The 25,638-nt window shown below is 63.2% G+C and carries 19 protein-coding genes; 9 read left to right on the forward strand and 10 right to left on the reverse strand.

What is annotated here, in order from left to right; genetic code table 11:
• Positions 1–115: 115 nt before the first annotated feature.
• The gene (locus Q0J57_RS01945) at positions 116–943 is read right to left on the reverse strand and encodes a C-GCAxxG-C-C family (seleno)protein (RefSeq protein ID WP_297216407.1); all 828 of its coding nucleotides are present in this window, start codon (positions 941–943) and stop codon (positions 116–118) included.
• Between the two features lie 226 nt (positions 944–1,169).
• On the opposite strand from Q0J57_RS01945, the gene dnaK reads away from it, so the two are divergent.
• From dnaK to gatA, 6 genes are all read left to right on the forward strand, one after another.
• Complete coding sequence (gene dnaK / locus Q0J57_RS01950; RefSeq protein ID WP_297216410.1) at positions 1,170–3,089, forward strand: molecular chaperone DnaK; 1,920 nt, start codon at positions 1,170–1,172, stop codon at positions 3,087–3,089.
• 163 nt (positions 3,090–3,252) lie between these two features.
• A complete protein-coding gene (locus tag Q0J57_RS01955) occupies positions 3,253–3,417 on the forward strand; it encodes a hypothetical protein (protein ID WP_297216413.1) in 165 nt (54 codons plus the stop codon).
• A 285-nt stretch (positions 3,418–3,702) separates the two neighbouring features.
• Positions 3,703–3,918 (forward strand): hypothetical protein, encoded by a 216-nt coding sequence (locus Q0J57_RS01960; RefSeq protein ID WP_297216415.1) that lies wholly within the window; start codon positions 3,703–3,705, stop codon positions 3,916–3,918.
• A gap of 36 nt (positions 3,919–3,954) precedes the next feature.
• Complete coding sequence (locus tag Q0J57_RS01965; protein WP_297216417.1) at positions 3,955–5,349, forward strand: hypothetical protein; 1,395 nt, start codon at positions 3,955–3,957, stop codon at positions 5,347–5,349.
• 63 nt (positions 5,350–5,412) lie between these two features.
• Positions 5,413–5,706, forward strand: a complete 294-nt coding sequence (gene gatC, locus Q0J57_RS01970) for an Asp-tRNA(Asn)/Glu-tRNA(Gln) amidotransferase subunit GatC (protein WP_297216419.1) — start codon at positions 5,413–5,415, stop codon at positions 5,704–5,706.
• A 14-nt stretch (positions 5,707–5,720) separates the two neighbouring features.
• Complete coding sequence (gene gatA, locus Q0J57_RS01975) at positions 5,721–7,193, forward strand: Asp-tRNA(Asn)/Glu-tRNA(Gln) amidotransferase subunit GatA (RefSeq protein ID WP_297216420.1); 1,473 nt, start codon at positions 5,721–5,723, stop codon at positions 7,191–7,193.
• A gap of 595 nt (positions 7,194–7,788) precedes the next feature.
• Here gatA and Q0J57_RS01980 read toward each other — a convergent pair.
• The 5 genes from Q0J57_RS01980 to rpoZ all read right to left on the reverse strand — a co-directional run bounded on the left by Q0J57_RS01980 (position 7,789) and on the right by rpoZ (position 16,692).
• Positions 7,789–9,000, reverse strand: coding sequence for an acetate kinase (locus tag Q0J57_RS01980; protein ID WP_297216424.1), 1,212 nt, complete (start codon positions 8,998–9,000; stop codon positions 7,789–7,791).
• A 69-nt stretch (positions 9,001–9,069) separates the two neighbouring features.
• The gene (pta, locus tag Q0J57_RS01985) at positions 9,070–11,166 is read right to left on the reverse strand and encodes a phosphate acetyltransferase (protein WP_297216427.1); all 2,097 of its coding nucleotides are present in this window, start codon (positions 11,164–11,166) and stop codon (positions 9,070–9,072) included.
• A 95-nt stretch (positions 11,167–11,261) separates the two neighbouring features.
• Entirely contained in the window at positions 11,262–14,795 is a 3,534-nt protein-coding gene (gene nifJ / locus Q0J57_RS01990; RefSeq protein WP_297216430.1) for a pyruvate:ferredoxin (flavodoxin) oxidoreductase, read from the reverse strand.
• A gap of 539 nt (positions 14,796–15,334) precedes the next feature.
• Positions 15,335–16,450: a molecular chaperone DnaJ gene (dnaJ, locus tag Q0J57_RS01995; RefSeq protein WP_297216432.1), complete on the reverse strand. Its 1,116-nt coding sequence runs from the start codon at positions 16,448–16,450 to the stop codon at positions 15,335–15,337.
• 2 nt (positions 16,451–16,452) lie between these two features.
• Positions 16,453–16,692, reverse strand: coding sequence for a DNA-directed RNA polymerase subunit omega (rpoZ, locus tag Q0J57_RS02000; RefSeq protein WP_297216436.1), 240 nt, complete (start codon positions 16,690–16,692; stop codon positions 16,453–16,455).
• Positions 16,693–16,938: 246 nt separating this feature from the next.
• On the opposite strand from rpoZ, the gene Q0J57_RS02005 reads away from it, so the two are divergent.
• From Q0J57_RS02005 to Q0J57_RS02015, 3 genes are all read left to right on the forward strand, one after another.
• On the forward strand, positions 16,939–17,697 hold the full coding sequence (locus tag Q0J57_RS02005; RefSeq protein ID WP_297216439.1) for a tRNA 2-thiocytidine biosynthesis TtcA family protein: 759 nt from the start codon (positions 16,939–16,941) through the stop codon (positions 17,695–17,697).
• A 173-nt stretch (positions 17,698–17,870) separates the two neighbouring features.
• The gene (locus tag Q0J57_RS02010) at positions 17,871–19,100 is read left to right on the forward strand and encodes a dicarboxylate/amino acid:cation symporter (protein ID WP_297216442.1); all 1,230 of its coding nucleotides are present in this window, start codon (positions 17,871–17,873) and stop codon (positions 19,098–19,100) included.
• A complete protein-coding gene (locus Q0J57_RS02015) occupies positions 19,097–20,386 on the forward strand; it encodes an L-serine ammonia-lyase, iron-sulfur-dependent, subunit alpha (RefSeq protein WP_297216445.1) in 1,290 nt (429 codons plus the stop codon). Before Q0J57_RS02010 ends, Q0J57_RS02015 begins: the two co-directional genes overlap by 4 nt.
• Positions 20,387–20,505: 119 nt before the next feature.
• Here Q0J57_RS02015 and Q0J57_RS02020 read toward each other — a convergent pair whose 3' ends face one another.
• The 4 genes from Q0J57_RS02020 to Q0J57_RS02035 form a co-directional block, all read right to left on the reverse strand.
• Entirely contained in the window at positions 20,506–22,032 is a 1,527-nt protein-coding gene (locus Q0J57_RS02020; protein ID WP_297216448.1) for a YifB family Mg chelatase-like AAA ATPase, read from the reverse strand.
• Positions 22,033–22,084: 52 nt separating this feature from the next.
• The gene (gene lepB / locus Q0J57_RS02025; RefSeq protein ID WP_297216451.1) at positions 22,085–22,720 is read right to left on the reverse strand and encodes a signal peptidase I; all 636 of its coding nucleotides are present in this window, start codon (positions 22,718–22,720) and stop codon (positions 22,085–22,087) included.
• A gap of 25 nt (positions 22,721–22,745) precedes the next feature.
• Positions 22,746–24,125: a sodium-dependent transporter gene (locus tag Q0J57_RS02030; RefSeq protein ID WP_297216453.1), complete on the reverse strand. Its 1,380-nt coding sequence runs from the start codon at positions 24,123–24,125 to the stop codon at positions 22,746–22,748.
• A gap of 118 nt (positions 24,126–24,243) precedes the next feature.
• Positions 24,244–25,620, reverse strand: coding sequence for a sodium-dependent transporter (locus Q0J57_RS02035; RefSeq protein ID WP_297216457.1), 1,377 nt, complete (start codon positions 25,618–25,620; stop codon positions 24,244–24,246).
• Between the last annotated feature and the right edge of the window lie 18 nt (positions 25,621–25,638).

Raw genomic sequence — 25,638 nt, forward strand, 5'->3', positions numbered from 1 at the left:
CCGGGAAAGGCCCCCGTGTGCTCCTGTCTCGATCTGCCGCCAGGCACAAAAAAACGGCAGCATGGCGTAGCGGCGCCATGCTGCCGGCTGTCAGACAGCGTTTCGGATGGGATGACTAGGGATGGTCCACAAACTTGTTGGCCAGGGCCTCGCTGCCGTTATGGCAGGGCGTGCAGTCCATGACACCCTTGGCCCAGTTGGCTTCGTTGCCCTTGGTCTGGTGGCAGGCGCCGCAGGTTTCCACCGCTTCCTGCTTGCCAAGGGTTCCCTTGAAGTTCTTGCCCTGGTCAATCTTGGCGTTCATGATTTCCACGGCCTTGTAGGCCACATCGGCCGTGAGGCGGCCGCAGCGTTCGTTGCGCTTCTTGCTGGTGGCCTCGATCTTGTTGGTATAGGCCCAGCGGGAAACGGAAATGTGGCAGAGCACGGAATGCGAGACGCTGGACGGAATTTCGCCGGCCACGCCCACCGCCTTCTTGGGCGTATAGATGGGCAGCTTGGTGGTTTCATACCAGCGGTAGAGTTCATTGACCATGGGCGTGCGCTCGTTGCGCCCCCAGAACAGGGCATAGGCCGCCGCTGCCCCGTAGAGCGCGCCACAGATGGTGCCCCAGTCGGAAATGCCGCCCTTGTTGGCTTCCAGCATGGTGAAGGGGAACTGATTGTAGGGCGCGCCGTACTTTTCGGCCATGAGGCCGATAATGCTGTAGAACGCGCCGTAGCCACAGGCGTAGTCATTGTGCCAGTAGCCTTCATAGGCCACCTGGGCACATTCCGCAGGGTCCAGCTTGTGCGGCTTCCAGCCAAAGTCGCCGTTGACCTGCTCAAAGCGCTTCATCTTGCCGTCAGGGGCCGCCAGGGCCTGGCCCGTCATGGCCGCCAGGGCACTGCCGGCCGCCAGTCCACCGATACCGAGCATGAGTTGACGCCTGTTGATATCCATAGCTCCTCCCATTGTGGAAAAGAATCACGGGGGAATATCCCTTTTTCCTTGGCCTACTGTAGACCTTATCCCGCTCATTTTTTCAGGTCAACAGACGGTCGTCAAACACCGAAAAAAATTTTTCCATTTCCCTCTGGACGGCTGCGCAGAAAGACTTACCTTTCAGTCGAACGGAAATGCCCCGCATTTCCACCACAATGAGTTTTCTCCTGAGGAGGGTTCATATATGTCCAAGATTATCGGCATCGACCTTGGGACCACCAATTCCTGCGTCTACGTCATGGAAGGCAAGGATCCCAAGTGCATCACCAATCCCGAAGGCGGCCGCACCACGCCCTCCGTGGTAGCCTTTACCGACAAGGAACGCCTTGTGGGCGATATTGCCAAGCGTCAGTCCGTGACCAACCCCAAGCGTACCATCTTTGCCATCAAGCGGCTCATGGGCCGCAAGTACGATTCGGCGGAAGTGAACCGCTGGAAGGAACATTCGCCCTATACCATTACCAAGGCGGCCAATGATGACGCCGGTGTGGAAGTGGACGGCCGCGTTTACACCGCTCCTGAAATTTCGGCCATGATTCTGGCCAAGCTCAAGGCTGACGCGGAAGCCTACCTGGGTGAAACGGTGAGCGAAGCCGTCATCACCGTGCCGGCCTATTTCAACGACGCCCAGCGTCAGGCCACCAAGGACGCCGGCCGCATTGCCGGTCTGGAAGTGAAGCGTATCATCAACGAACCCACGGCAGCCTCGCTGGCCTACGGTTTCGACAAGAAGGCCAATGAAAAGATTGCCGTCTTTGACCTGGGCGGCGGCACCTTTGATATTTCCATTCTGGAAGTGGGCGACAACGTGGTGGAAGTGCGCGCCACCAACGGGGATACCTTCCTCGGCGGCGAAGACTTCGACCAGCGCATCATCAACTTCCTGGTGGAAGAATTCAAGAAGGACAACGGCATTGACCTGTCCAAGGACAGCATGGCCCTGCAGCGCCTGAAGGAAGCCGCCGAAAAGGCCAAGAAGGAACTGTCCACCTCCATGGAAACGGAAGTGAACCTGCCCTTCATCACGGCTGACCAGAACGGCCCCAAGCACCTGCTGATCAAGCTCTCCCGCGCCAAGCTGGAAGCCATGGTGGCCGACCTGGTGGAACGTACCATCGATCCCTGCAAGAAGGCGCTGGCCGATGCCGGCCTGTCCGCCAGCCAGATTGATGAAGTCATCCTCGTGGGCGGCATGACCCGTATGCCCCTGGTGCAGAAGAAGGTGGGCGAATTCTTCGGCAAGGATCCCAACCGTTCCGTGAACCCGGACGAAGTGGTGGCCATGGGTGCGGCCATTCAGGGCGGCATCCTCACCGGTGACGTGAAGGACGTGCTGCTGCTGGACGTGACGCCCCTGTCGCTGGGCATCGAAACCATGGGCGGGGTGTTCACCAAGCTCATTGACCGCAACACCACCATCCCCACCCGCAAGAGCAATGTGTTCACCACGGCGGCGGACAACCAGCCCTCCGTGTCCATCCACGTGCTCCAGGGCGAACGTCCCATGGCGGCCGACAATATGACTCTGGCCCGTTTCGACCTCACCGGTATTCCGCCGGCGCCCCGTGGCGTGCCGCAGATCGAAGTGAGCTTTGACATTGACGCCAACGGTATCGTCAATGTTTCGGCCAAGGATATGGGCACGGGCAAGGAACAGTCCATCAAGATTCAGTCCTCGTCCGGCCTGTCCGAAGAAGACATCCAGCGCCTGGTGCGTGAAGCGGAAGCCCACGCCAGCGAAGACAAGAAGAAGCAGGAAGTCATCGAGGCCCGCAACCATGCCGACAGCCTCATCTACGGCACGGAAAAGAGCCTCAACGATCTGGGCGACAAGGCCGACGCCGCCCTCAAGAGCGACCTGGAAGGCAAGATCGCCAGCCTGCGCAAGCTCATGGAAGGCGATGACGCCGCCGCCATCAAGGCCGCCACGGAAGAACTGGCCAAGGCCTCGCACAAGCTGGCCGAACAGCTCTACCAGCAGCAGGGCGCTGCCCAGGCCGGCGCCAGCGGCGCCAGCGCCGGTGCGGCCGGCGGCAACAACGGCGGAGCCGGCAACAACGGTGACGACGTGGTGGATGCCGACTTTACCGAAGTGAAGAAATAAGCGCCACGCTGTGCACAGCTGACAGAAAGGGGGATGGACTGGGGTCCGTCCCCCTTTTTTCGTCCCTGCAACGGGAAGGCCCGGCGGCGGCTTGCGTCCCCTGCCACCCTGTACTAGAATGCCGGCTGACGTGCATAACCGTCTGTCCACGGAGGAAACCGCCATGCAACAGACCTGTCTGCGGCGCTGCCGGCATCTTCTTGTGCTGGCCGGTATGCTGCTGCTTCTCTCCGCCGCGGGATGTGCAGCCTGGCAGCACGAGGAGCCAAAGGAATCACCCGGCATGCTCCAGACCTGGCAGGACAGCCCTTCCCGCATGGCAGGCTGATTCACGGGAGGATTTTGCCATGCGCAGTCTGCTTTGCTGCTGCCTTGCGCTTCTGCTCACCTGCCTGGTGGCTGTCCCCGCCTTGGCCGCCCCTGCTGACAGTGGCCGCCGCACGACAACGCCGCCCCGTTCCGGCGGGGTGAAACGGCCCGTGCCGCCGCCCCCTGGCAGCTATGTCACCCCAACAACCCCGCCCACGCGGGGGATGCAGGCCCGCCCCCCGCATCGGCCGGCGCGTCCGCATCCCGCGCAACCGCGCTGACCTCTCCCCCTAAGGAGGAAATCATGCAAAGAATGCGTCTGCTTCTCGTTGCCCTGCTTCTCGCTGTGCCCGTGCTCTTCATCACCGGCTGTCATGACCCCTATTATGACGATGGCCGTGGCTATCACCGGCCTCCGCCGCCCCGTGGCGACAATCACCGGCCCATGCCGCCCCGTGATCATCGGCCCAGCGCCCCGGATCATCGCCCTGACGGGCCGCGTCCTCCTCATTCCCGCTAGTCCCGCGCCTGTCTGCATCAACGGAAAGGGTATGGCATGAAACCGCGTACTCCGTCTTGTCTTCTCTGTGGTCTGCTCCTCCTGACGGCTCTTGCCCTGAGCGGCTGTCAGTTCCCCTCGCTGGGCGGCAAGCAGCCGGCCAAGCCGGCCGTGGCCCAGGGTCCCTGCATTGTCCTGGCTCTGCCCGGCAGCGGGCCGTATGCTCCCATTGCCTCCAAAATCCGCAAGGGTGCCACCACCGCCGTGCAGGAAATGAAGGGCAACGGCATCAATGCCCGTCTGGAAGTCATCAACACCAGCGCGGCTGACTGGCTGACCCGCCTGGATGCCCTGCCGGAAAGCTGCGCCGTGGTGGGCGGACCGCTGGAAGCGTCGGTCTACAACAAGGCCAAACAGAGCGGCGCCACCGAAAAACGCGCCTTCTTTACCTTCATGGCCACGCTCAATGACGGGGACGAAGGCGTTCGGGCCTGGCGCTTCTTCCCCAGCCCGCAGGATCAGATCGATGCCCTGGTGAACTTTGCCAACGGCACGCTGGGCATTTCCACCTTCGGCGCCTTCACGCCGGGCGATGCCTACAGCCAGCGCATGACCAGCCTCATGGAGAGCAGCCTGCAAAAACGTGGCCTTGGCCTGCAAAAGGCCACCTACGATGCGCGCAATCCCAGCTCGTGGACGGCCTCTGCCGCGCAGCTCGTCAATCCCACCCAGGCCGAGGATGGCAATACGCCCATTCCGCATACGCCGTTCGAGGCCCTCTTCCTGCCCGATTCCTGGCGCAATATGGGCATGCTGACCACGGCCCTGGTCTACAACGGCGAGGACCGCCTTGTGCTCCTGGGCACCATGAGCTGGGAACAGAGCCTTTCGGGCAAGAGCGTTGCCGACAGCGAACGCTATGCCCTGGCCGTCTTCCCCGGTGCCTGGAACCAGTTCATGGCGCCGCGCGCCCTCAAGGGCGCCGGCAATGACTTCTGGACGGCGCTGGGCTATGACTTTGCCCGCTTCTCGGTGAACATGGGCCTTAGCGGACGGGTACCGGCTGCTGCCGTTTCCGCCGCAGCCTCGCGCATCCGCATGGTCTGGGGCATGGCGCCCCTTTCCTGGGACAGCAAGGGCCTGGCACATCAGAAGCTCTATCTGTTCCAGCCCGCGGCCCAGGGCATGAAGGCGCTGGACGTGGAGGAATTCAAGGCCGCGCGCACGGCCATTGTCCAGCGTGCTGCCCTGCGCATGCAGGGACTGCCCGCCGTGGATGAAAACGGCACCCCCCTGGTGCCCGGCCTGCCCGGCGCCACGACGCAGCCCGGCATGGCCGCTTCGCACGGCAGCATGACGCTGCCGGCCGGCGGACAAAGCGCTCCGTCCAGACCGCTGAGCACCACGCCCCGTCCTTCCTACAAGCTGCGGCTGCCCTCATCGGCCCGCTGATCCGTCATTCCCGGACCCGGCGGCCTGGCCGCCGGGTTCTTTCGCTTACATAAAGGAAAACACATGTCCGACAAAACCATTTCGCAGGATGACGTGGCCCACATGGCCACGCTCTCGCGTCTTTCCGTCAGCCCGGAAGAACAGGCGCTGTTTGCGCGTCAGTTTGGTGACATCCTGTCCTATATGGATGTTCTGGCCCAGGTGGACACCAGCGGCGTGGAGCCGCTCTACAGCCCCGTTCAGCATATCAGTGTGCCGCGTGAGGACGTTGCCCAAAACCGGCGCAGCCGCGAAGCCGTTCTGGCCAATGCGCCGGAAGGCGATGGCGCCTATTTTGTCGTTCCGCGCATTGTTTAGCCCTGAGGTCCGCCATGAATTCCATCTGTTCCCTGAGTCTGAGCGCGCTCGTCGACGCCCTGCAGCACAAGACCATCTCGGCCGAACAGGCCACCCAGGCCTGCCTTGACCGCATTGCCGCCACGGAACCCGCCCTGCATGCCCTGCTGCATGTGGACGGGCAGCGCGCCCTTGCCCGCGCCCGTGAACTGGACGCCGCCGGCCCTGATGCCAGCAGCCCCCTGTGGGGCGTGCCGGTGACCATCAAGGACGCCCTGTCCACCGAAGGCATGCCCACCACGGCCGGATCGCGCATTCTGGAAGGTTTCGTGCCCATTTTTGACGCCTTTGCGGTACAGCGCCTCAAGGAGGCCGGGGCCATCATTCTGGGCAAGAACAATATGGATGAATTTGCCATGGGGTCCGGTACGGAAAACTCCGCCTATGGCGCCTGCCACAACCCGTGGGATACCAGCCGCGTACCGGGCGGCTCCAGTGGCGGTTCCGCCGCTTCCGTGGCCGCGGGGCAGTGCTTTGCCTCGCTCGGTTCCGACACGGGCGGATCCATCCGGCAGCCCGCGGCCCTGTGCGGCTGCGTTGGCCTGAAGCCCACCTACGGCCGCGTTTCCCGTTACGGTCTCATTGCCTACGGCTCGTCGCTGGATCAGGTGGGACCGCTGGCCCGCAGCGTGGAGGACTGCGCCCGCATCCTGGCTGTCATTGCCGGGCATGATGACCGGGACGATACCTGCGATCCCCGTCCCGTGGAAGACTACGTGGCCGCTGCCCGCGAAGGCGCCGCCCGCGGCTCCATGCAGGGCATGCGTCTGGGCCTGCCCGCCCAGTTCTATGGTGACGGGCTGGCGCCCGAAGTGCGTTCCGCCTGCCAGCGGGCCATTGATGCCGCCCGCGCGGCCGGCGCCGAGGTGGTGGACGTGGACCTGCCCCATACGCGGGCAGCCATTGCCACCTACTACATCATTGCCATGGCCGAGGCCTCTTCCAATCTGGCCCGCTTTGACGGGGTGCGCTACGGCCGTCGTGCCGCTGATCTGACCAATCTCCAGGACCTCTATGTGCGTTCCCGCTCCGAAGGCTTCGGCCAGGAAGTGAAGCGCCGTATCATGCTGGGCACCTATGTGCTCTCCTCCGGCTATTACGACGCCTATTACCGCAAGGCTGCCCAGGTTCGCCGCCTTATCCGCGATGAATACGCCGCTGCCCTGACGCAATGCGACGCCCTGCTCTGCCCCGTTTCGCCGGTGACGGCCTGGAAGCTGGGCGAGAACACTGCCGATCCCTTGCAGATGTATCTGATGGATGCCTACACCCTGTCGCTCAACCTGGCGGGTCTGCCCGGTCTCTCCCTGCCCGTGGGCAGGGGCGAAGAAAGCGGCATGCCCGTAGGTATGCAGCTGCTGGGGCGCGCCTTTGACGAAGCCGGCCTGCTGCGCATGGGCGCTGCTCTGGAGCAGCTGCTGCCCCCTCTGGGACACCCTGCCCTGTAGCGCACAACGCTCCCCATGGCTCATGGCCAGCCCCGTCCCCCGCTGCCTCCTGGCACGGGCGGGCGGGGCGGCTTTTTGTCTGCGGCATGACCGTCTGGCGGGGCGCCCTTCCAGGGCTGTCGCTTGCTCGTCCGGGGAAGGCAGCGTCCCGGCCCTGGACGACCGCCCGCCGTTTTTCCAGATCAGCCCAGCCAGCATGTACGCGGTACACACCCTTTGGCTTCCTGTACCCCGCCCGTCTGCGTAACCGTCCGCGGCACGTCGCCTGCCGGAAGGCGCCCTCTCCCCTTCCGCACTGTCTTGCTGTGCCACGGCCCACGGAGTGCAGCCCTACCGACGTGCCCGCTCCTCCGTGTCCGGCTGACACCCCGACTTCTCCGCACATGCCCAACGCCGGCGGCACGGCCCAGGGATGCCCTTGTGTGCCTCGGTGCCGCGCTGGCCGGTCGCGCAGACAGCCTTTCTCTCCCTTCGGCGACGCGCCCCCGGCTGCTTCTGCGTCGCCCGCCCGCAGGCGCTTCCCGTGCCAACAAAAAAACGGTCCCGCCCCCTCAGGGGCAGGACCGTTGTCAGCAGAACCGTGAAAACAGCCTGACTATTTGGCCAGCACTTCCAGCGTGGCCTGAGCGATTTGCAGTTCTTCGTTGGTGGGAATGACCAGCACCTTGACCTTGCTGTCCGCCGTGGAAATGGTGCGGGCGCCGGGCTTGCGGGTCCGGTTTTCTTCACGATCCAGCGTGATGCCAAAGGCTTCAAGACCTTCGCAGACCGCTTCGCGCACGATATCGTCATTTTCGCCGATACCGGCCGTGAAGACCATGGAGTCCACCTTGCCTTCCAGCAGGAAGAAGTAGCTGCCCAGAATCTTCCTGATGCCGCGAACCAGCATCTTCAGCGCCAGTTCGGCACGCTTGTTGCCGTTGTCCACTTCCCTGTGCACGTCGCGCATGTCCGTGAAGCCGCACAGGCCCAGCAGGCCGGACTTCTTGTTCATGAGCGTATCCATTTCAGCAGGGGACAGGCCCTTCTTTTCCATGACAAAGGGCACGATGGCCGGGTCGATGGAGCCACAGCGGGTGCCCATGATGAGACCTTCCAGAGGCGTCAGGCCCATGCTGGTGTCCAGGCAGCGACCGTCACGCACGCAGCTCATGGACGAACCGTTGCCCAGGTGCATGGTGATGGAGCGCAGGTCCTTCAGCGGCTTGCCCAGATATTCGGCCGTCTTCTTGGCAATGTACTTGTGGGAGGTGCCGTGGAAGCCGTAGCGGCGGATGCGCAGCTCTTCGTACAGCTCGTAGGGCAGGCCGTACATATAGGCTTCCTCGTCCATGCCCATGCCGAATTCCGTATCGAACACGGCCACATTGGGCACGCCGGGGAAGAGCTTTTCGCAGACTTCAATACCGGCGAGGTTGGCCGGATTGTGCAGGGGGCCAAGCAGGAAGCAGTCGCGGATGATGCCCTTGACGCGTTCGTCAACCTGCACGGGCGTGGTGACGGATTCCCCGCCATGCAGCACGCGGTGACCAATGGCATAGATTTCGCTCTTGTCCTTGATCACGCCCTTTTCGGGGTCCGTAAGCATGGAAATGACCAGTTCCATGGCTTCCACGTGGGTGGGGAACGGCGCTTCCTTGACAATCTTTTCTTCCCTGTCCGTATCAGGGGCCAGCTTGTGGGACAGACGCCCCATGCTCTGCCCGATGCGCTCGGCCACACCGGAGCACAGGACGCTTTCGTTCTCCATTTCCAGCAGCTGGTATTTGCAGGAAGAAGAACCGGCATTGATGACCAGAACTTTCATGCGGTATATTCCTCTGGGTATGAAGCGGACCGGAAGGCGCCTGGCCGTTCCGGTCCGCAGGTTGTGCAACTAGGCCTTTTCGGCAGCCGCCTGCACGGCGGTGATGGCCACGGTATTGACGATATCCGGCACGGTGCAACCGCGGGACAGGTCGTTGACGGGCTTGTTCAGGCCCTGCAGAACCGGGCCGATGGCCACGGCTTCGGCAGCGCGCTGCACGGCCTTGTAGGTATTGTTGCCCGTATTGAGGTCCGGGAAGATGAAGACCGTGGCGCGGCCGGCCACCTGGCTGTCAGGCAGCTTGGTCTTGGCCACAGTGGGGTCGATGGCCGCATCGTACTGGAGGGGACCCTCCAGCAGCAGATCGGGGGCCAGTTCCTTGGCAATCTTGGTGGCTTCCTTGACCTTGTCCACATCCACGCCCTTGCCGGACGTGCCCGTGGAGTAGGAGAGCATGGCCACACGCGGGGTGATGCCGAAGACTTCCGCCGTATGGGCAGAGGCCACGGCGATTTCGGCCAGCTGCTGAGCCGTGGGATTGGGATTGACGGCGCAGTCGCCAAAGGCCAGCACGCGGTCCTTGAGGCACATGAGGAAGACAGAGGACACCACGGAGAAGCCGGGCTTGGTCTTGATGAACTCAAAGGCCGGGCGAATGGTGTGGGCGGTGGTGTTTACCGCGCCGGAAACCATGCCGTCCGCATCGTCCTTCTTGACCATCATGGTGGCAAAGTAGGTGGCGTCATTCATGACGTCGCGCGCGGTTTCGGGGGTAATCCCCTTGGCCTTGCGCATTTCGTAGTAGGCATTGGCGTATTCATCAAACTTGGGCGACGTGGCCGGTTCGATGATGGTGGCCCCGGAAACATCCAGGTTCATGTCGCGGGCCTTCTGCTGAATGACATCGGGATTGCCCAGCAGAATGATGTCCGCCACGTCGCGGCGCAGCAGGATATCCGTGGCCTGAAGGATGCGTTCTTCCTCGCCTTCGGCCAGAACAATGCGCATTTTCTTGGTCTTGGCACGCTCGATGAGGTTGAATTCGAACATCATGGGCGTCATGCGCGAACTGCTGGAGCTGACCTTGAGACGTCTGCCGATTTCCTTGGTGTTCACATGGTGGGTGAACAGGCCAAGCACGGTATTGATCTTGCGCGTATCCGTGGGTTCGATGCAGCCGGAAATTTCATTCAGGGCCATGACGCTCTGGTAGGTGAGCATGTCGGTCATGAGAATGGGCAGCGGCGAGTTGGTCCAGCCCTCGATGAGTTCGCGCACTTCCTTGGTGGGACGGATGCCGCCGGTGAGCAGCACGCCGGCCACGTCCGGCTTGGCGGAGGACAGGCGGGCGCTGATGGACGCCAGCAGAATGTCCGTGCGGTCACCGGGCGTAATGATGAGCTGCCCGTTTTCCACATGCTTGATGAAGTTGTCAATGTGCATGGCCGCGATGAGGTAGGAACCCACCGTGGTGTCCAGGCGGTTTTCCCCGTAGAGCACTTCCGCGCCCAGGCCCTTCTTCACATCATACATGCTGGCCTTGGCAATGGTGGGATCGTCGGGGATGGCATAGACCAGCGCCCGCTTTTCGTCGGTGCTCAGGGCATCGCGGATTTCGTCCAGTTCCATCTGGGAGAGATGGGCACGGTTGATGATGCTGGCCACCACCTCCAGAGACTGCTGGTGCATGGTGGCCATGACCGCCTGCAGGCTCTGGCGCAGGTCGTCGGCCGAATGTTCGCCATTGACCACCAGCACCACCGGGCAGCCGAGGTTGGACGCGATCTCGGCATTGAGTTCAAATTCGTACACGGCGTCCTTGCCCAGGAAGTCGGTGCCTTCCACCAGCACAAAGTCGTGTTCCGCCTGAAGTTTCTTGAACTGCTTGATGATGGTTTCGATGACCAGGTCGTGATCGCCGCGGTTGATGACCTTGCGGGCCTCTTCATAGGTGTAGACAAAGGTATCCACGTAATCCTGGCGCAGCTTGAACTGTTCCAGCATCAGGTGGATATCCGGGTCACGATCCGTCATCTGGGGCGTATTGATAATGGGCCGGAAAATGGCCACATCGCGCATGCTGAGGCTGAGCATGTGCATGATGCCCAGGGTGGCAGCGGTTTTACCGGACAGCGGGCCGGTTGCGGTAAGATACAGAGCGTTCATGGTTCCTCCAAGAATCGACAGCCAGGCTGCCATGACTCCAGGGCCGGTATGCGACGGGGGGTGCGGCATGGCCGCACCCCCGTCAGATTCAGAGACTACTTGCTGCTGCCGGGCAGCGGCAGGTCAGCCAGCTGCTTGTACATGGCAAAGCGTTCCATATAGGACTTGTCCAGCTGTTCCTTGAGCTGCTTGGACACTTCGGGAGCCTTCTTGTCCAGAGCGGCAAAACGGGTTTCGCCAGCCAGGAAGTCCTGGAATTCGCCATTGGGTTCCTTGGTGTAGTCGAGCTGGAAGGGATTCTTGCCTTCGGCCACCAGGTCGGGATTGAAGCGATACAGCGGCCAGTAGCCGGTCTGCACGGCCATCTTGGCTTCCGCCATGCTCTTGCCCATACCCTTGCGCAGGCCCTGGTTGATGCAGGGAGCGTAGGCGATGATGAGCGAGGGACCCTTGTAGGCTTCGGCTTCGCGGAAGGCCTTGACCACCTGGGCCTTGTCGGCGCCCATGGCGATGGAAGCCACATAGACGTAGCCGTAGCTCATGACCATGCGGCCCAGGTCCTTCTTGCCCATGCGCTTGCCGGCGGCGGCAAACTGGGCGATGGCGCCCAGCGGCGTGGACTTGGAGGCCTGACCACCGGTGTTGGAGTACACTTCGGTGTCGAAGACCAGGACGTTGATGTCGTCGCCGGAGGCCAGCACATGGTCCAGGCCGCCGTAACCGATGTCATAGGCCCAGCCGTCACCACCGAAGATCCAGATGCTCTTCTTGGTGAAGAGGTCGTTCATGTGCCAGATGGCGTGCGCCAGCGGGCTGCCGCAGTCGTCCAGGTTGGCCAGCACACGTTCGCCGAATTCGCGGGACAGGGTGGCGTCGTCCTTGTTGTCCAGCCAGCCCTGCAGGGCTTCCTTCAGTTCGGCGGACACGCCGTCTTCTTCCAGCAGCTGCTTGACCAGCATGGCCAGGCGGTTGCGGCGCTGCACATAGGCCAGACCGATGCCGCAGCCGTATTCGGCGGCATCTTCAAACAGGCTGTTGCCCCAGGCCGGACCGAAGCCGTCCTTGTTGGTGGTGTACGGCGTGGTGGGCGAGGAGGCGCCCCAGATGGAGGAGCAGCCCGTGGCATTGGCGATGATCATGCGTTCGCCAAAGAGCTGGGTGAGCACCTTGGCATAGGGGGTTTCGCCGCAGCCGGCGCAGGCGCCGGAGAATTCGTGCAGAGGCTGCTGGAGCTGCGAACCCTTGACGGTGTCACGCGGCATGAGCGAATCCTTCAGCGCGATATTTTCTTCGGCAAAGGCCAGGTTGGCCTTCTGGGCGTCGATCTGGGTTTCCAGCGGCTTCATGACCAGGGCCTTTTCCTTGGCCGGGCAGACGTCGGCGCAGGAACCGCAGCCGAGGCAGTCTTCGGCGTAGACCTGCATGCGCATCTTGAGGCCCTTGAGTTCCTTGCCCTGGGCATCCTTCACTTCAAAGGTGGCGGGAGCGCCCTTCAGTTCGTCTTCCGTGGCGATGACGGGACGGATGGCGGCATGCGGGCACACGAAGGAGCACTGGAAGCACTGGATGCAGTTGTTCACCTGCCATTCGGGCACCAGGATGGCCGCACCGCGCTTTTCACAGGCAGCGGTGCCCAGCGGCACGAAGCCGGCGTCGTCCATGGCGGACACAGGCAGCTTGTCGCCGCGCTGGGCCAGAATGGGACGCACGTAATCGGCGATGTAATCGTCGTCGCCGTCATGGCAGACCACCGCGCCTTCCGTGGCATTGGCCCACTCGGCGGGGTACTTCACTTCTTCCAGGGCGTCCATGCCCTTTTCCACGGCGGCAATGTTCATGTTGACGACCTTGTCGCCCTTCATGCCGTAGGTCTTCTTGATGGATTCCTTGAGCAGGTTCACCGCTTCTTCAAAGGGGATCACGTTGGCCAGCTTGAAGAAGGCCGTCTGCATGATCATGTTGATGCGGCCACCCAGGCCCACTTCGGCGGCCACCTTCACGGCGTCCACGTTGTAGAACTTGAGGTGCTTGCGGGCGATGGTGCGCTTCATGGCAGCCGGCAGGTGCTTTTCCATGTCGGCCAGGGTCCAGTTGGAGTTCAGCACGAAGGTGCCGCCGTCCTTGGCGCCGTCCAGCACGTCATACATGGTGACGTAGGAGGACTTGTGGCAGGCAATGTAGTCAGCCTGCGTGATGAGGTAGGAAGACTGGATGGGTTCCTTGCCGAAACGCAGGTGCGACACGGTGAGGCCGCCGGACTTCTTGGAGTCATAGGCAAAGTAGGCCTGGGCGTACATGTCGGAATTGTCGCCGATGATCTTGACGGCCTGCTTGTTGGCGCCCACGGTACCGTCGGAACCGAGGCCGAAGAACTTGCACTGCACGGTGCCGGCGGGCACGGTGTTGATTTCTTCTTCAACGTCGAGGGACAGGTTGGTCACGTCGTCGCGGATACCCACGGTGAAGTGATTCTTGGGACCGGTGGCCAGCATGTTGTCGAACACGGCCTTGGCCATGCCGGGGGTGAAGTCCTTGGAACCGAGACCGTAGCGGCCGGCAATGATGGTCGGGGCTTCGCCCTTTTCCATGAAGGCGGTGCACACGTCCTGGTACAGGGGGTCGCCCAGGGAGCCGGGTTCCTTGGTGCGGTCAAGCACGGTGATGGTGCTGGCCGTGGCCGGAATGGCGCGCATGAGATGTTCGGCGGAGAAGGGACGGAACAGGCGGACCTTGACCAGGCCCACATGCTGGCCGCGCTGGTTCAGGTAGTTCACGGTTTCCTGGATGACTTCACAGGAGGAACCCATGCTCACGATGACGCGGTCGGCTTCGGGATCGCCCACATAGTCGAAGAGCTTGTACTTGCGGCCGGTGATGGAGGCCACTTTTTCCATGTTTTCCAGCACGATGGCCGGCACGGCATTGTAGTAGCGGTTGCTGGCTTCGCGGTTCTGGAAGTAGATGTCGGGGTTCTGGGCGGTGCCGCGCACGGAGGGATGCTCCGGATTCATGGCCAGGCTGCGGAATTCTTCCACCTTGTCCCAGTTCACCAGGCCACGGATGTCTTCGTAGTCGATGACTTCGATCTTCTGCACTTCGTGCGAGGTGCGGAAGCCGTCGAAGAAGTGGCAGAAGGGCAGGCTGGCATCAATGGCGGACAGATGGGCCACCAGGGCCAGGTCCATGCATTCCTGCACCGACGAGGAGCAGAGGAAGGCAAAACCGGTCTGACGGGCGCTCATGACGTCCTGATGGTCGCCGAAGATGGACAGCGCGTGGGAGGCCAGCGCACGGGCCGAAACATGGAAGACGCCGGGCAGCAGTTCGCCGGCGATCTTGTACATGTTGGGGATCATGAGCAGCAGGCCCTGAGAGGCCGTGAAGGTGCTGGTCAGGGCGCCACCGGACAGCATGCCGTGCACGGCGCCGGCAGCACCGGCTTCGGACTGCATTTCACGCACCAGAACCTTCTGGCCCATGAGGTTGAGCACACCCTTGGCAGCCATTTCGTCCACCACTTCGCCCATGACGGACGAAGGGGTGATGGGGAAGATGGCCGCCGCGTCAGACAAGGCGTAGGCTATGTGGGCGGTAGCGTTGTTACCGTCCATGGTTTTCATTTTTGCCATTTATGGATCCTCCTTGCGTCCGTTGGGACGCGTTTTTCTGAAGCATGGCCGGCAAGGGCGCGCGCGGAAGGGGTGGCGTGCGGCCGGGGACCGGCATCGTGAACTACGTATTCCGTCGCCGGGCCGCAGCCCGGACGCAGGCAGGACACAGAAAAAACGTACGCCCGGCGGAACATGGATGACAGAGCCTAGCAAAAAACTGTTTGATTGAACAGTCTGTTTTTTGCGAATTTGTGAAACAGACAGGATGTTTTTCTAAAAATTCGTAGTAATACAATCTGTTACAGGGACAAAAAACATTTTCCCCTTCGGGATTGACGCCGGCGTTCCCGCCATGGGGGCAATTGTCCGAAAGATGGGGCATACCGCCCCCCGAATCCAGGGCCGAGAGTACTCCCACTTTCTTTCGGACGCAAGCGTCGCCGCCAAAAATGTCCGGGGATTTCCCGTGGCTCCTGCCCTGCTCCGGCGGGCCGCAGGCCCAAAAAAAGGGGCGACCCCTGCGGTCGCCCCGTGCTTTCCGGCTCTTGTTTCCGTTCTCAGTCCAGTCCCATGGCCTTGCCGATCTTCTTGGCAGCCTTTTTTACCTTTTCCATGGGGCCGTCTTCCGTCAGATGATCGAATTCGCGCAGCAGCTCTTCCTGCCGCTCCGTGAGCTTGGTGGGCGTCAGCACCTTGACCAGCACCACCAGGTTGCCCCGCTGCTTGCGGCCGGGATAGGGCATGCCCTCGCCCCGGATATAGAGCGGGGTGCCGCTCTGGATGCCCTTGGGAATGACCAGCGGCAGCGGACCATTGAGGCCCGGCACTTCCAGCTTGTGCCCGAGCGCCGCCTGAACAAAGGAAATTTCGCAGGTATAGATAAGGTCCTGGCCCTGCCGCTCATACCGCTTGCTGGGGGCCACCTCCAGCACCACATACAGGTCGCCGGGAGGGCCGCCGTGCACGCCGGCCTCACCCTCGCCGCGCACCCGCAGGCGCGTGCCGGTATCCACACCGGCAGGAATGCGCACCATGATCTCGCGGATGTTTTCCACAACGCCATGGCCCTTGCAGCGCGGGCAGGGCTTGGCAATGAACTGCCCCGTTCCCTGACAGGAAGGACAGGGCATGGCCATCTGGAAAAAGCCCTGCGTGCGGCGCACCTGTCCCGTACCATGGCAGTGGGGGCAGGTTTCGGGCCGGGTTCCGGGAGCCGCTCCGCTGCCCTTGCAGTCCGGGCACTCGTCATGACGCGGCAGCTTGAGCGGAATTTCCGTCCCCGTGGCAGCCTGCTCAAAGGTGATTTCCAGATTGTAGCGCAGGTCGGCGCCAGCCATGGGCCGCGGGCCATGCCCGGCAGCAGCCCCGGAAAAACCAAAGAGATCGCCGAAAATGTCGCTGAAGTGGGCAAAGATGTCATCTGTGCTGCCAAAACCGCCTGCCCCGCCCTGCACGCCGGCATGGCCAAAACGGTCATAGCGGGCGCGCTTGTCGGCATCGCGCAGCACATCGTAGGCCTCGGCGGCCTCCTTGAACTTCTGCTCGGCGTCCTTGTCCCCGGGGTTGTGGTCCGGGTGATACTTCATGGCCAGCTTGCGATAAGCCTTCTTGATCTCGTCTTCGGAGGCGTCGCGGGCCACGCCCAGCACTTCGTAATAGTCGCGCTGCGCCATGACTAGCCTTCGGTACTGGGAGCCTCTTGATCCGCAGGCAGGGGCGTGTAGAGGCGCATGTCATCGGGCATGACCTTGCCGGCGGCAATTTCGCGCAGGGCGGTCACCACTTCCTTGTTACGGCTTTCCACCAGCGGTTCGTACCCCTCGCGGTACTGACGCACGCGCTTGATGGCCATCTGCACCAGCAGAAAGCGGTTGTCCACGCGTTCCTGACAATCTTCCACGGTAATACGGGCCATGAATCCTCCTGGAGTTCGCTTCTGCGGCCTGCCGCAGAAACGGCATCGCACGGCGCCGGGCCATGCGGACGAAAAGAGCCGTGCCCGACATGGCAGGCGCGGCGTGTGAACACTTTCTTTCGTAACGTTCAAGCGTACACAATGCGCTTTTTACTGTCAATATCCCGACAGAAGAAAGCCGCGGATCGTCCGCCCACCCCGGCACAGCCCTTGACGGCAACGGCGCTTCATGCGACATGCCGCGCCATGCGTGAAAAACGATCCTATGCACAGGAAGTCTGCGTCAAGAGCGCAGGCAAGGCCATGCAGCAGGCCGGCATGCTCTGGCCCGGCTGCCGGGTGGGGGTTGCCGTTTCCGGCGGCGTGGACAGCTTTGTGCTGCTCAAGACCCTGCACATCCGCCAGGGCATTGTGCCCTTCCGCTTTGAACTCATGGCCATCCACCTCAATCCGGGTTTTGATGTCCAGAGCCATGCCGCGCTGCTGCCGTGGCTGACACGGCACGGCATCCCCGCGCATCTGGAAGTGACGGACTTCGGCCCGCACGCCCATTCCGAGGAAAACCGCCGCCGCTCCCCCTGCTTCCGCTGTGCCTGGCTGCGGCGCAAGCGTCTGTTTGAGCTGTGCTCCCAGTACCGGCTGACGCATCTGGCCCTCGGGCACAATGCCGATGATCTGGTGGGGACCTTCTTCCTCAATCTGGCCCGCAACGGCCGCGTGGACGGCATGAGCATGAACGAACCCTTCTTTGGCGGCCGCCTGCGGCTCATCCGGCCGCTGCTGCTGGTGGAGAAAAAGTACATCATCAAGGCCGCCCGACAGTGGGAGCTGCCCCTCTGGGCCAATGTCTGCCCCTCGGCCGGGCACACGGCCCGCAGCGACATGCAGCAGACCCTGGAGCATCTCTTTGCCGTCTCCCGGGATTCCCGCCGCTGCATCTACAATGCGCTGACCCGCTGGCAGCTGGAACAAAACAGCGGGCACCACGGCACGCCGGAGGACTGACCGCCCGCCCCTGCCCCCTGCCCGCTGCGCCGCGCCTGACCAGCCTCGCCGCCGGCGGCACATTGCCAGCGGACATGCCCTGCGCTATAACCGGCCACAGTGAAACTGGCCAGGCCATTCCGGCTTTCCACCGGCCCGTTTCCGTCGCAAAAACAGGCAGTTCGGAGGTTGTCATGGCTGCACCGTTGAAAGACTTTTCCCTTATTCTCAAACTGCTGGCGGGCATCGTCATCGGCGCCCTGCTGGGCTTGTACATCGGCGATCATGCCGACGGGCCGCTCAGAAATGTGCTGGACGTGGTGGTTTCCCTGCGGCACATCTTCGGGCAGATCATCTTCTTCCTGGTGCCTCTGGTCATTGTGGGCTTCATCACGCCCGCCATCGTGCGCCTGGGGCAGAATGCCAGCAAAATCCTGTTTACGGCCGTGGCCCTGGCCTATGTCTCCTCCCTGGGGGCGGCCCTGTTTTCCACCGTTTCGGGCTACCTCATCATTCCCAACCTGTCCATTGCCACGGAAACGGAAACCCTGCGCAAGCTGCCCGACATGGTGTTCCGCCTGGACATTCCGCCGCTGTTCAGCGTCATGAGCGCCCTGGTTCTGGCCCTGTGCTTCGGCGTGGCCATTGCCTGGACCAAGTCCGAGACCATGACCAGGCTCTTCAACGAGCTTGAACGCATGGTCAGCATGCTGGTGGTGCGCATCATGATTCCCATTCTGCCCTTCTTTGTGGGACTCTCCTTCCTGGGGCTGGCCTACGAGGGGTCGCTGAGCCTGCACCTGCCGGTCTTCATTTCCATGGTGCTCATTGTCATCGTGGGGCATTTCCTCTGGATGGCCCTGCTCTACGCCATCGGCGGCCTGCTTTCCGGCCGCAACCCCGTTGAGGTCTTCCGCCACTACGTGCCCGCCTACCTCACGGCCGTGGGCACCATGTCCAGCGCGGCCACCCTGCCCGTGGCGCTGGAATGCGCCCGCAAGTCTCGCGTGCTCAGCCGCAACATGGTGGAATTCATGGTGCCGCTGGGCGCCACGGTGCATCTGTGCGGCTCCGTGCTGACGGAAACCTTCTTCTGCATGACCCTGCATCTCATGCTCTACGGCAGCCTGCCCAGTGTGGGCACCATGCTCATCTTCTGCGTGCTGCTGGGCATTTTCGCCGTGGGCGCGCCGGGGGTTCCCGGCGGCACGGTGGTGGCCTCGCTGGGCATCGTCACCGGGGTGCTGGGCTTTGACCAGACCGGCGTAGCCCTGCTCATTGCCATCTTTGCCCTGCAGGACAGCTTCGGCACGGCCTGCAACGTCACCGGCGACGGCGCCCTGACCCTCATGCTGGAAGGGCTGTTCAACCGTCACGGCGAACTGGGCGAACTCCAGCACGGCGAGCCGGCGGAAAAGGCATGATGCCCCAGCAGGAATACGCCGCCATCCTGAACCTGCTGCATGCGGAGGTGGTCCCGGCCCTGGGTTGCACCGAACCCGTTGCCGTGGCCCTGTGCGCGGCCCGTGCCGCCGAGGCCCTGGGCCGCCCGCCGCACAGCCTGGATGTGGCCGTCAGCGCCAATCTGCTCAAGAACGGCATGGGCGTCATGGTTCCCGGCACCGGCGAGGCTGGGCTGGGCGTGGCGGCGGCAGCCGGCGCCCTGGCCGGCCGGAGCGCCCTTGGTCTGGAATGCCTGCGTCATCTGGATCAGCGCACCGCCCAGGCCGCCAGAGACATGGTGGCCGCCGGTCAGGTGACCTTGCACCTGCCGGAGGACAATACCCTTCTGCTCTACTGCCTGGTGACAGCCCGTGCCGACGGCCACAGCGCCGCTGCCGAGCTGCGGGACAGCCATACCAACATTACCCGGGTCTGGCAGGACGGGCAGCTGGTCTTCCAGGCAGACAGGCCCGACGCCGCCGTCCAGGAAGCGGACACCGCATGGCCCCTTACCCTAGAAAAGGTTCATGCCTTTGCCCAAAACGCCCCGCTGAAGGACATCAGCTTCATTATGGAAGCAGCCCGCATGAACCGCCAGGTGGCCGAGGAGGGCCTGCGCGAGCACTATGGCCTGGGCGTGGGCAAGATGGTGGAAACCCAGGTGCGTCAGCGCGTTCTGGCCGATGACCTGCCCACCTTCGCCATCCGGCTCACAGCCGCGGCGGCCGATGCGCGCATGGCCGGTGTCATGATGCCGGTCATGAGCAATTCCGGCAGCGGTAATCAGGGCATCACCTGCACCATGCCCGTGGTTGCCTGCGCCATCCGGCAGGGCTGCAATGACGAGGCCCTCTCCCGCGCCCTCATCATGAGCCACCTCACCTCCATTCACATCAAGCATCACCTTGGGCGCCTGTCCGCCCATTGCGGCGCCATGGTGGCCGGTACTGCCGCGGCCTGCGGCATTGCCATGCTCATGGGGGGCGGCCTCCCGGACATGGAGCGCACCATACGCAATATGGTGGGCAATGTGGCCGGCATGATCTGCGACGGCGCCAAGAGCAGCTGCGCCCTCAAGGTGGCCACGGCCGTGAGCGCCGGCATACAGGCCGCGCTGCTGGCCCTCGGCGGGCAGGTTGTGCCCGGCCATGAAGGCATCGTGGATGACGATATCGAAACCTGCATCGCCAATCTGGGCCGTCTCGGCTCCACCGGCATGCAGGGAACGGACAGGGTTATTCTGGACATCATGCTCCACAAGGCCTGATGCCGCTGCTCCCCTCATAAAATAACGGCGCCGTTCCCGCGGGGGGCGGCGCCGTTTTTCTGCAACAGGTTCTGCGGCGGGCCTGGCCGCCGCCATACGGGATCAGGCACGGGCAGGCCCTACAGCAGGGGCCGGTCCAGCACACGCAGGGAAATGGCCTCGGCAAGATGCCGGGAGCGCAGGCTGTGGCTGTGGTCAAGATCGGCAATGGTGCGGGCCAGACGCAGAATGCGCGTATAGGCCCGGGCAGAAAGACCCAGGCGCTGCACCGCGGCCCGCAGCAGGGCCTGCCCTTCGGCGTCCGGCGCGCAATGGCGTTCCAGAAGTGCCCCGGACAGGGCCGCATTGCTGTGCACGGCGGTGCCGGCATAGCGTTCCTGCTGCCGCTGCCGGGCATCCAGCACGCGCTCGCGAATGGCCTCCGACGACTCGCCGGGCACGGCGGCGCTCAGCTCCTCGTAGGGAACGGCCGGCACTTCCACATGCACATCAATGCGATCCAGCAGCGGACCGGAAAGCCGGCTCCGATACCGGGCCAGCTGATCGGGACGACAGGTGCAGGTATGCTGCGGATCGCCATGATAGCCGCAGGGGCAGGGATTCATGGCCGCCACCAGCATGCAGTCCGCCGGATAGGTGACGCTCTGGCTGGCGCGGGCAATGGTCACCACCCCGTCCTCCAGCGGCTGACGCAGCACCTCCAGCGCCGATTTGCGGTATTCCGGCAGCTCATCCAGAAAAAGTACGCCCCTGTGGGCCAGCGACACCTCGCCGGGCCGGGGATGCGTGCCCCCGCCCACCAGGGCCGCCTCGGAAACCGTATGGTGCGGCGAGCGGAAGGGCCGCACGCGCACGAGGCCGCCCCCGTCGGGCAGTTGCCCGGCCACGCTGTAGATTTTGGTGACCTCCAGCGCCTCGTCAAAGGAAAGGGGCGGCAGAATGCTGGGCAGCCGCTGGGCCAGCATGGTCTTGCCGCTGCCGGGCGGGCCGATCATGAGCACATTGTGCCCGCCGGCAGCCGCCACTTCCAGCGCCCTTCTGGCGGCCTGCTGCCCCTTGACGTCGGCATAGTCCCATTGCGGCGGTGGTACCGCGGCGTTATCCCCGGACGGCTCCGTGGCGGGCAATGGCAGCTCGCCGCGCAGAAAGGCCACACACTGGACAAGATTGCGGGGGGCATACACATCCACCCCGCGCACCACGGCGGCCTCGGCCGCATTGCCCGGCGGCAGCACGCAGGCTGACGCGCCCTCGCTGCGGGCCAGCAGGGCCATGGGCAGCATGCCGGGAACCGGCCGGAGCAGACCGGAAAGGGACAGCTCCCCCGCAAAGAAGCGCCCGTGCAGACAGGCGGGGTCCAGCTGCGCGCTGGCTGCCAGCAGACCAAGGGCCAGCGGCAGGTCATAGGCCGTTCCTCCCTTGCGGCGGCCGGCCGGCGCCAGATTGACCGTGATGCGGGCCGGCGGCAGGCGGAAGCCCCCGGAGCGCAATGCGGCAAAAACCCTGTCCCGGGCCTCGCGCACGGCAGCCTCGGCCAGCCCCACCAGCGAAAAGGAGGGCAGGCCCTGGCGTATGCACTCCACCTCCACATCCACGCGAAAGGCGTCCACGCCCTCCAGCCCGGCACTGTACAGCCGTACGACCATGCCTCCCCCTGCAAACGCAACGGGGGCGCGACAGTGCCGCGCCCCCGCATGCTCATTCGATGGCCTTGCCCAGCCTGTCGAAGCGGATGGCATTGAAGAAGCCGTCCGCCTCCGCATTCCAGGACCAGTAGATGCGCCAGGCCCGCGCCCGGATGGCATCCCGGGACACAAAGCCCCAGAAGCGCGAATCCTGCGAATTGTCGCGGTTATCACCCATCATGAAGTAATGCCCTTCCGGCACGGTAACCGGGCCGAAGTCGTCACGCACGCCAAAGATATTGTCCGGATCGGTAAAGCGGGCATAGCTTTCCTGCACCGGTTCGTTGTTGCGGTAAAGCTGCTTGTTGCGCACCTCGATGACATCGCCGGGAATGCCCACAATGCGCTTGATGAAGTCCAGGGAGGGGTCCTTGGGATAGGCAAAGATGACCACCTCGCCGCGCTGGGGATCGCGCCCCTCATACACGGTAATGTCGGTGAAGGGAATCTTCAGGCCGTAGGTAAACTTCTCGCCCAGCAGATAGTCCCCCACCAGCAGGGTATTCATCATGGATTCCGACGGAATCTTGAAGGACTGCACCACAAAGGTGCGGATGACCATTGCCAGCAGCAGCGCCATGACCAGCGCTTCGGCATATTCGCGAAACAGGGATTTCTTGCGGCGCTGTGCGCCCAGCATCTCGCTCATGTGTTCCTTCCCTTTGACCGGTTGGTTATTTACAGAATCTGTCCACGTAGCCCATGCCCAGCACAAAAAGGATGAGGCAGGGCAGCACATACGTCAGATATCCGCGCAGCCAGCGCGGAAACTTCATGCCCAGCCCCTGATCCACTTCGGCAATGAAATTGTCCCAGCCCCAGGCGCGGCGCATGGTGCAGAACAGCAGAAAGATCAGCCCGCCCAGGGGCAAAATATTGTTGCTGATGAGAAAATCTTCCAGGTCCAGCACCGAGCTGCCCGGCCCCAGCGGCTGAAAGTCCGCCAGCAGGTTGAAGCCCAGGGCACACGGCAGCGACAGCAGCCAGATGATGATCATGTGCAGGACAGTGCCCCGGCGGCGCGGCACGCCCCAGACATCGGCCGTATAGGAAATGATGTTTTCAAATACCGCAATGACCGTGGACAGGGCCGCAAAGCTCATGAACACAAAGAACAGCGCCCCCCACAGGCGCCCGCCCTCCATGCTGTTGAAAATATTGGGCAGGGTCACAAAAATGAGGCTCGGGCCGGCATCGGGCTTGACCCCGAAGGCAAAGCAGGCCGGAAAGATGATGAGACCGGCCATAATGGCCACAAAGGTATCCAGCCCCATGATCCACAGGGCCTCGCCGGTAAGGGAGCGGTCCCGGGACTGATAGCTGCCGAAAATGCACATGGCCCCGATACCCACAGACAGAGTGAAAAAGGCCTGGTTCATGGCCGCATTGATGACCGGAAACAGCCCCGTGCCGGCAATCTTGCCCGCGTCGGGCGCCAGATAGAAGGCAATGCCCTCGCCGGCGCCCGGCAGCGTGACGGAACGCACCACCAGCACCAGCAAAATGGCCAGCAGGCCCAGCATCATGACCTTGACCACGCGCTCCACGCCCTTCTGAACACCCAGCACACAGACGCCGCAGCCGATGAGCACCACCAGCGTCATGCCCACAACCTGCCCCACGGGCTGGCTCAGGGTCGCCCCGAAAAACTGCCCCACGCCGGCCGGGTCAAGGCCGCTCAGTGCGCCGGAAGCCATATACCAGCAGTAGGCCAGCATCCAGCCCGTCACCGTGGTATAGAACATCATGAGCAGATAGCTGCCCACCAGGGCAAACCAGCCGAAATGATGCCAGTGCGTTCCCGCCGGCTCCAGCACGCGGAAGGCCAGCCCCATATTGCGGCGCGCCGCGCGGCCCACGGCAAATTCCATGATCATGGTGGGGACCACGGCAAAGAGACAGAGCAGGTAAATCCCCACAAAAATGGCACCGCCATAGGCGCCGGTAATGTACGGAAAACGCCAGACATTGCCCAGACCAATGGCACAGCCCGCCGACAGCAGGAGAAAGCCCAGGCGACTGCCCAGCATTTCACGTTGAACGTTTGCTGACATGAAAATCGACCCTTTCCACGGCAAAAATTTCCACAGGGGCGGCATGCGGCGCCACTGCGGCAGAACCGCCTTGAGCTATAGCGCATGGCGGGCCTGTCTGCAATGCCGGCAGCCCGGCCTAGCTGCCCCCCAGGCGCTCCACATAGCCCATGATGAAAATGCCGGCAATGAGACAGGGCAGCACCCAGCGCAGATAGAAGCGCAGCCCGGCCGGAAAGCGCAGGCCGCGGCCGGCATTGGCCTCGGCCAGAAAGTTTTCCCAGCCCCAGCCGCGCCGCGTGGTGCAGAAAAAGAGAAACAGCAGGGTGCCGGCAAACAGCAGGTTGTTGCTGATGAGGAAGTCCTCCAGGTCCAGCACCGTGCTGCCCGGCCCCAGGGGATGAACGTCCGACAGCACATTGAAGCCCAGCCCGCAGGGCAGCGAACAGAGCCAGAGACCCAGAAGATGCAGCAGCGTGGCCCGGCGGCGCGGCATGCCCCAGACATCCACGCTGTAGGAAATGATGTTTTCAAAAACGGCAATGACCGTGGACAAGGCCGCAAAGCCCATGAAGATGAAGAAGAGCGTGCCCCAGATCTGCCCGCCTTCCATACTGTTGAAGATATTGGGCAACGTCACAAAGACCAGCCCCGGCCCTGCGCCGGGATTGACCCCGAAGGCAAAGCAGGCCGGAAAGATGATAAGGCCGGCCATGATGGCCACAAAGGTATCCAGTCCCACAATGAGGGCCGCCTCGCCGGTGAGGGAACGATCCTTCGGCTGATAGCTGCCAAAGATGGTCATGGACCCGATGCCCACGGAAATGGTGAAAAAGGCCTGATTCATGGCCGCATTGATGGCCGTGAAGATGCCGGCCTGGCTCAGGCGCTGGGGATCGGGCGCCAGATAAAAGGCTATGCCCGCCCCGGCGCCGGGCAGGGTCACGGCGCGCAGCACCAGGGCCAGCAGAATGAGCAGCAGCCCCAGCATCATGAACTTGACCACGCGCTCCACACCCCGGCGCACCCCCAGGGCACAGACGGCGCAGCCCGTCAGCACCACCAGGCTCATGCTCAGCACCTGCACGGAAGGCCGGGCCAGCATGCCCTGGAAAAAGCGGCCCACCCCTGCCGGGTCAAGGCCGTTCAACGCGCCCGTGGCCATGTACCAGCAATATGCCAGCAGCCAGCCGGTAACCGTGGTGTAGAACATCATGAGCAGATAGCTGCCCACCAGGGCGAACCAGCCGCAGCGGTGCCAGCAGGTGCCCGCCGGCTCCAGCACCTTCAGGGCGCGGCCCATGTTGCAGCGGGCCGCCCGGCCCACGGCCAGTTCCATGACCAGAATGGGCGTTACCGCCAGCAGGCAGAGCAGATAGATGCCCACCAGCGCGGCTCCGCCATAGGCGCCGGTAATGTAGGGAAAACGCCAGACATTGCCCAGACCGATGGCACAGCCCGCCGACAGCAGCAGAAAGCCCAGCCGGCTGCCCAGCATTTCGCGCGGCGCACTCATGCCATCCTCCGCCGCGCC

This window comes from uncultured Desulfovibrio sp., assembly GCF_944324505.1.
Taxonomy (GTDB): domain Bacteria; phylum Desulfobacterota; class Desulfovibrionia; order Desulfovibrionales; family Desulfovibrionaceae; genus Desulfovibrio.

Bases quoted from the DNA above. Each gene is read 5' to 3' on its own strand.
- Q0J57_RS02030 (WP_297216453.1), bottom strand. From the start codon at position 24,125: ATGTCAGCAAACGTTCAACGTGAAATGCTGGGCAGTCGCCTGGGCTTT.
- gatA (WP_297216420.1), top strand. From the start codon at position 5,721: ATGAATTCCATCTGTTCCCTGAGTCTGAGCGCGCTCGTCGACGCCCTG.
- Q0J57_RS02020 (WP_297216448.1), bottom strand. From the start codon at position 22,032: ATGGTCGTACGGCTGTACAGTGCCGGGCTGGAGGGCGTGGACGCCTTT.
- Q0J57_RS01955 (WP_297216413.1), top strand. From the start codon at position 3,253: ATGCAACAGACCTGTCTGCGGCGCTGCCGGCATCTTCTTGTGCTGGCC.
- dnaJ (WP_297216432.1), bottom strand. From the start codon at position 16,450: ATGGCGCAGCGCGACTATTACGAAGTGCTGGGCGTGGCCCGCGACGCC.
- Q0J57_RS02010 (WP_297216442.1), top strand. From the start codon at position 17,871: ATGGCTGCACCGTTGAAAGACTTTTCCCTTATTCTCAAACTGCTGGCG.
- dnaK (WP_297216410.1), top strand. From the start codon at position 1,170: ATGTCCAAGATTATCGGCATCGACCTTGGGACCACCAATTCCTGCGTC.
- Q0J57_RS01960 (WP_297216415.1), top strand. From the start codon at position 3,703: ATGCAAAGAATGCGTCTGCTTCTCGTTGCCCTGCTTCTCGCTGTGCCC.
- Q0J57_RS01965 (WP_297216417.1), top strand. From the start codon at position 3,955: ATGAAACCGCGTACTCCGTCTTGTCTTCTCTGTGGTCTGCTCCTCCTG.
- Q0J57_RS02005 (WP_297216439.1), top strand. From the start codon at position 16,939: ATGCGTGAAAAACGATCCTATGCACAGGAAGTCTGCGTCAAGAGCGCA.
- nifJ (WP_297216430.1), bottom strand. From the start codon at position 14,795: ATGGCAAAAATGAAAACCATGGACGGTAACAACGCTACCGCCCACATA.
- gatC (WP_297216419.1), top strand. From the start codon at position 5,413: ATGTCCGACAAAACCATTTCGCAGGATGACGTGGCCCACATGGCCACG.
- Q0J57_RS01980 (WP_297216424.1), bottom strand. From the start codon at position 9,000: ATGAAAGTTCTGGTCATCAATGCCGGTTCTTCTTCCTGCAAATACCAG.
- Q0J57_RS02035 (WP_297216457.1), bottom strand. From the start codon at position 25,620: ATGAGTGCGCCGCGCGAAATGCTGGGCAGCCGGCTGGGCTTTCTGCTG.
- pta (WP_297216427.1), bottom strand. From the start codon at position 11,166: ATGAACGCTCTGTATCTTACCGCAACCGGCCCGCTGTCCGGTAAAACC.
- Q0J57_RS01945 (WP_297216407.1), bottom strand. From the start codon at position 943: ATGGATATCAACAGGCGTCAACTCATGCTCGGTATCGGTGGACTGGCG.
- rpoZ (WP_297216436.1), bottom strand. From the start codon at position 16,692: ATGGCCCGTATTACCGTGGAAGATTGTCAGGAACGCGTGGACAACCGC.
- Q0J57_RS02015 (WP_297216445.1), top strand. From the start codon at position 19,097: ATGATGCCCCAGCAGGAATACGCCGCCATCCTGAACCTGCTGCATGCG.
- lepB (WP_297216451.1), bottom strand. From the start codon at position 22,720: ATGAGCGAGATGCTGGGCGCACAGCGCCGCAAGAAATCCCTGTTTCGC.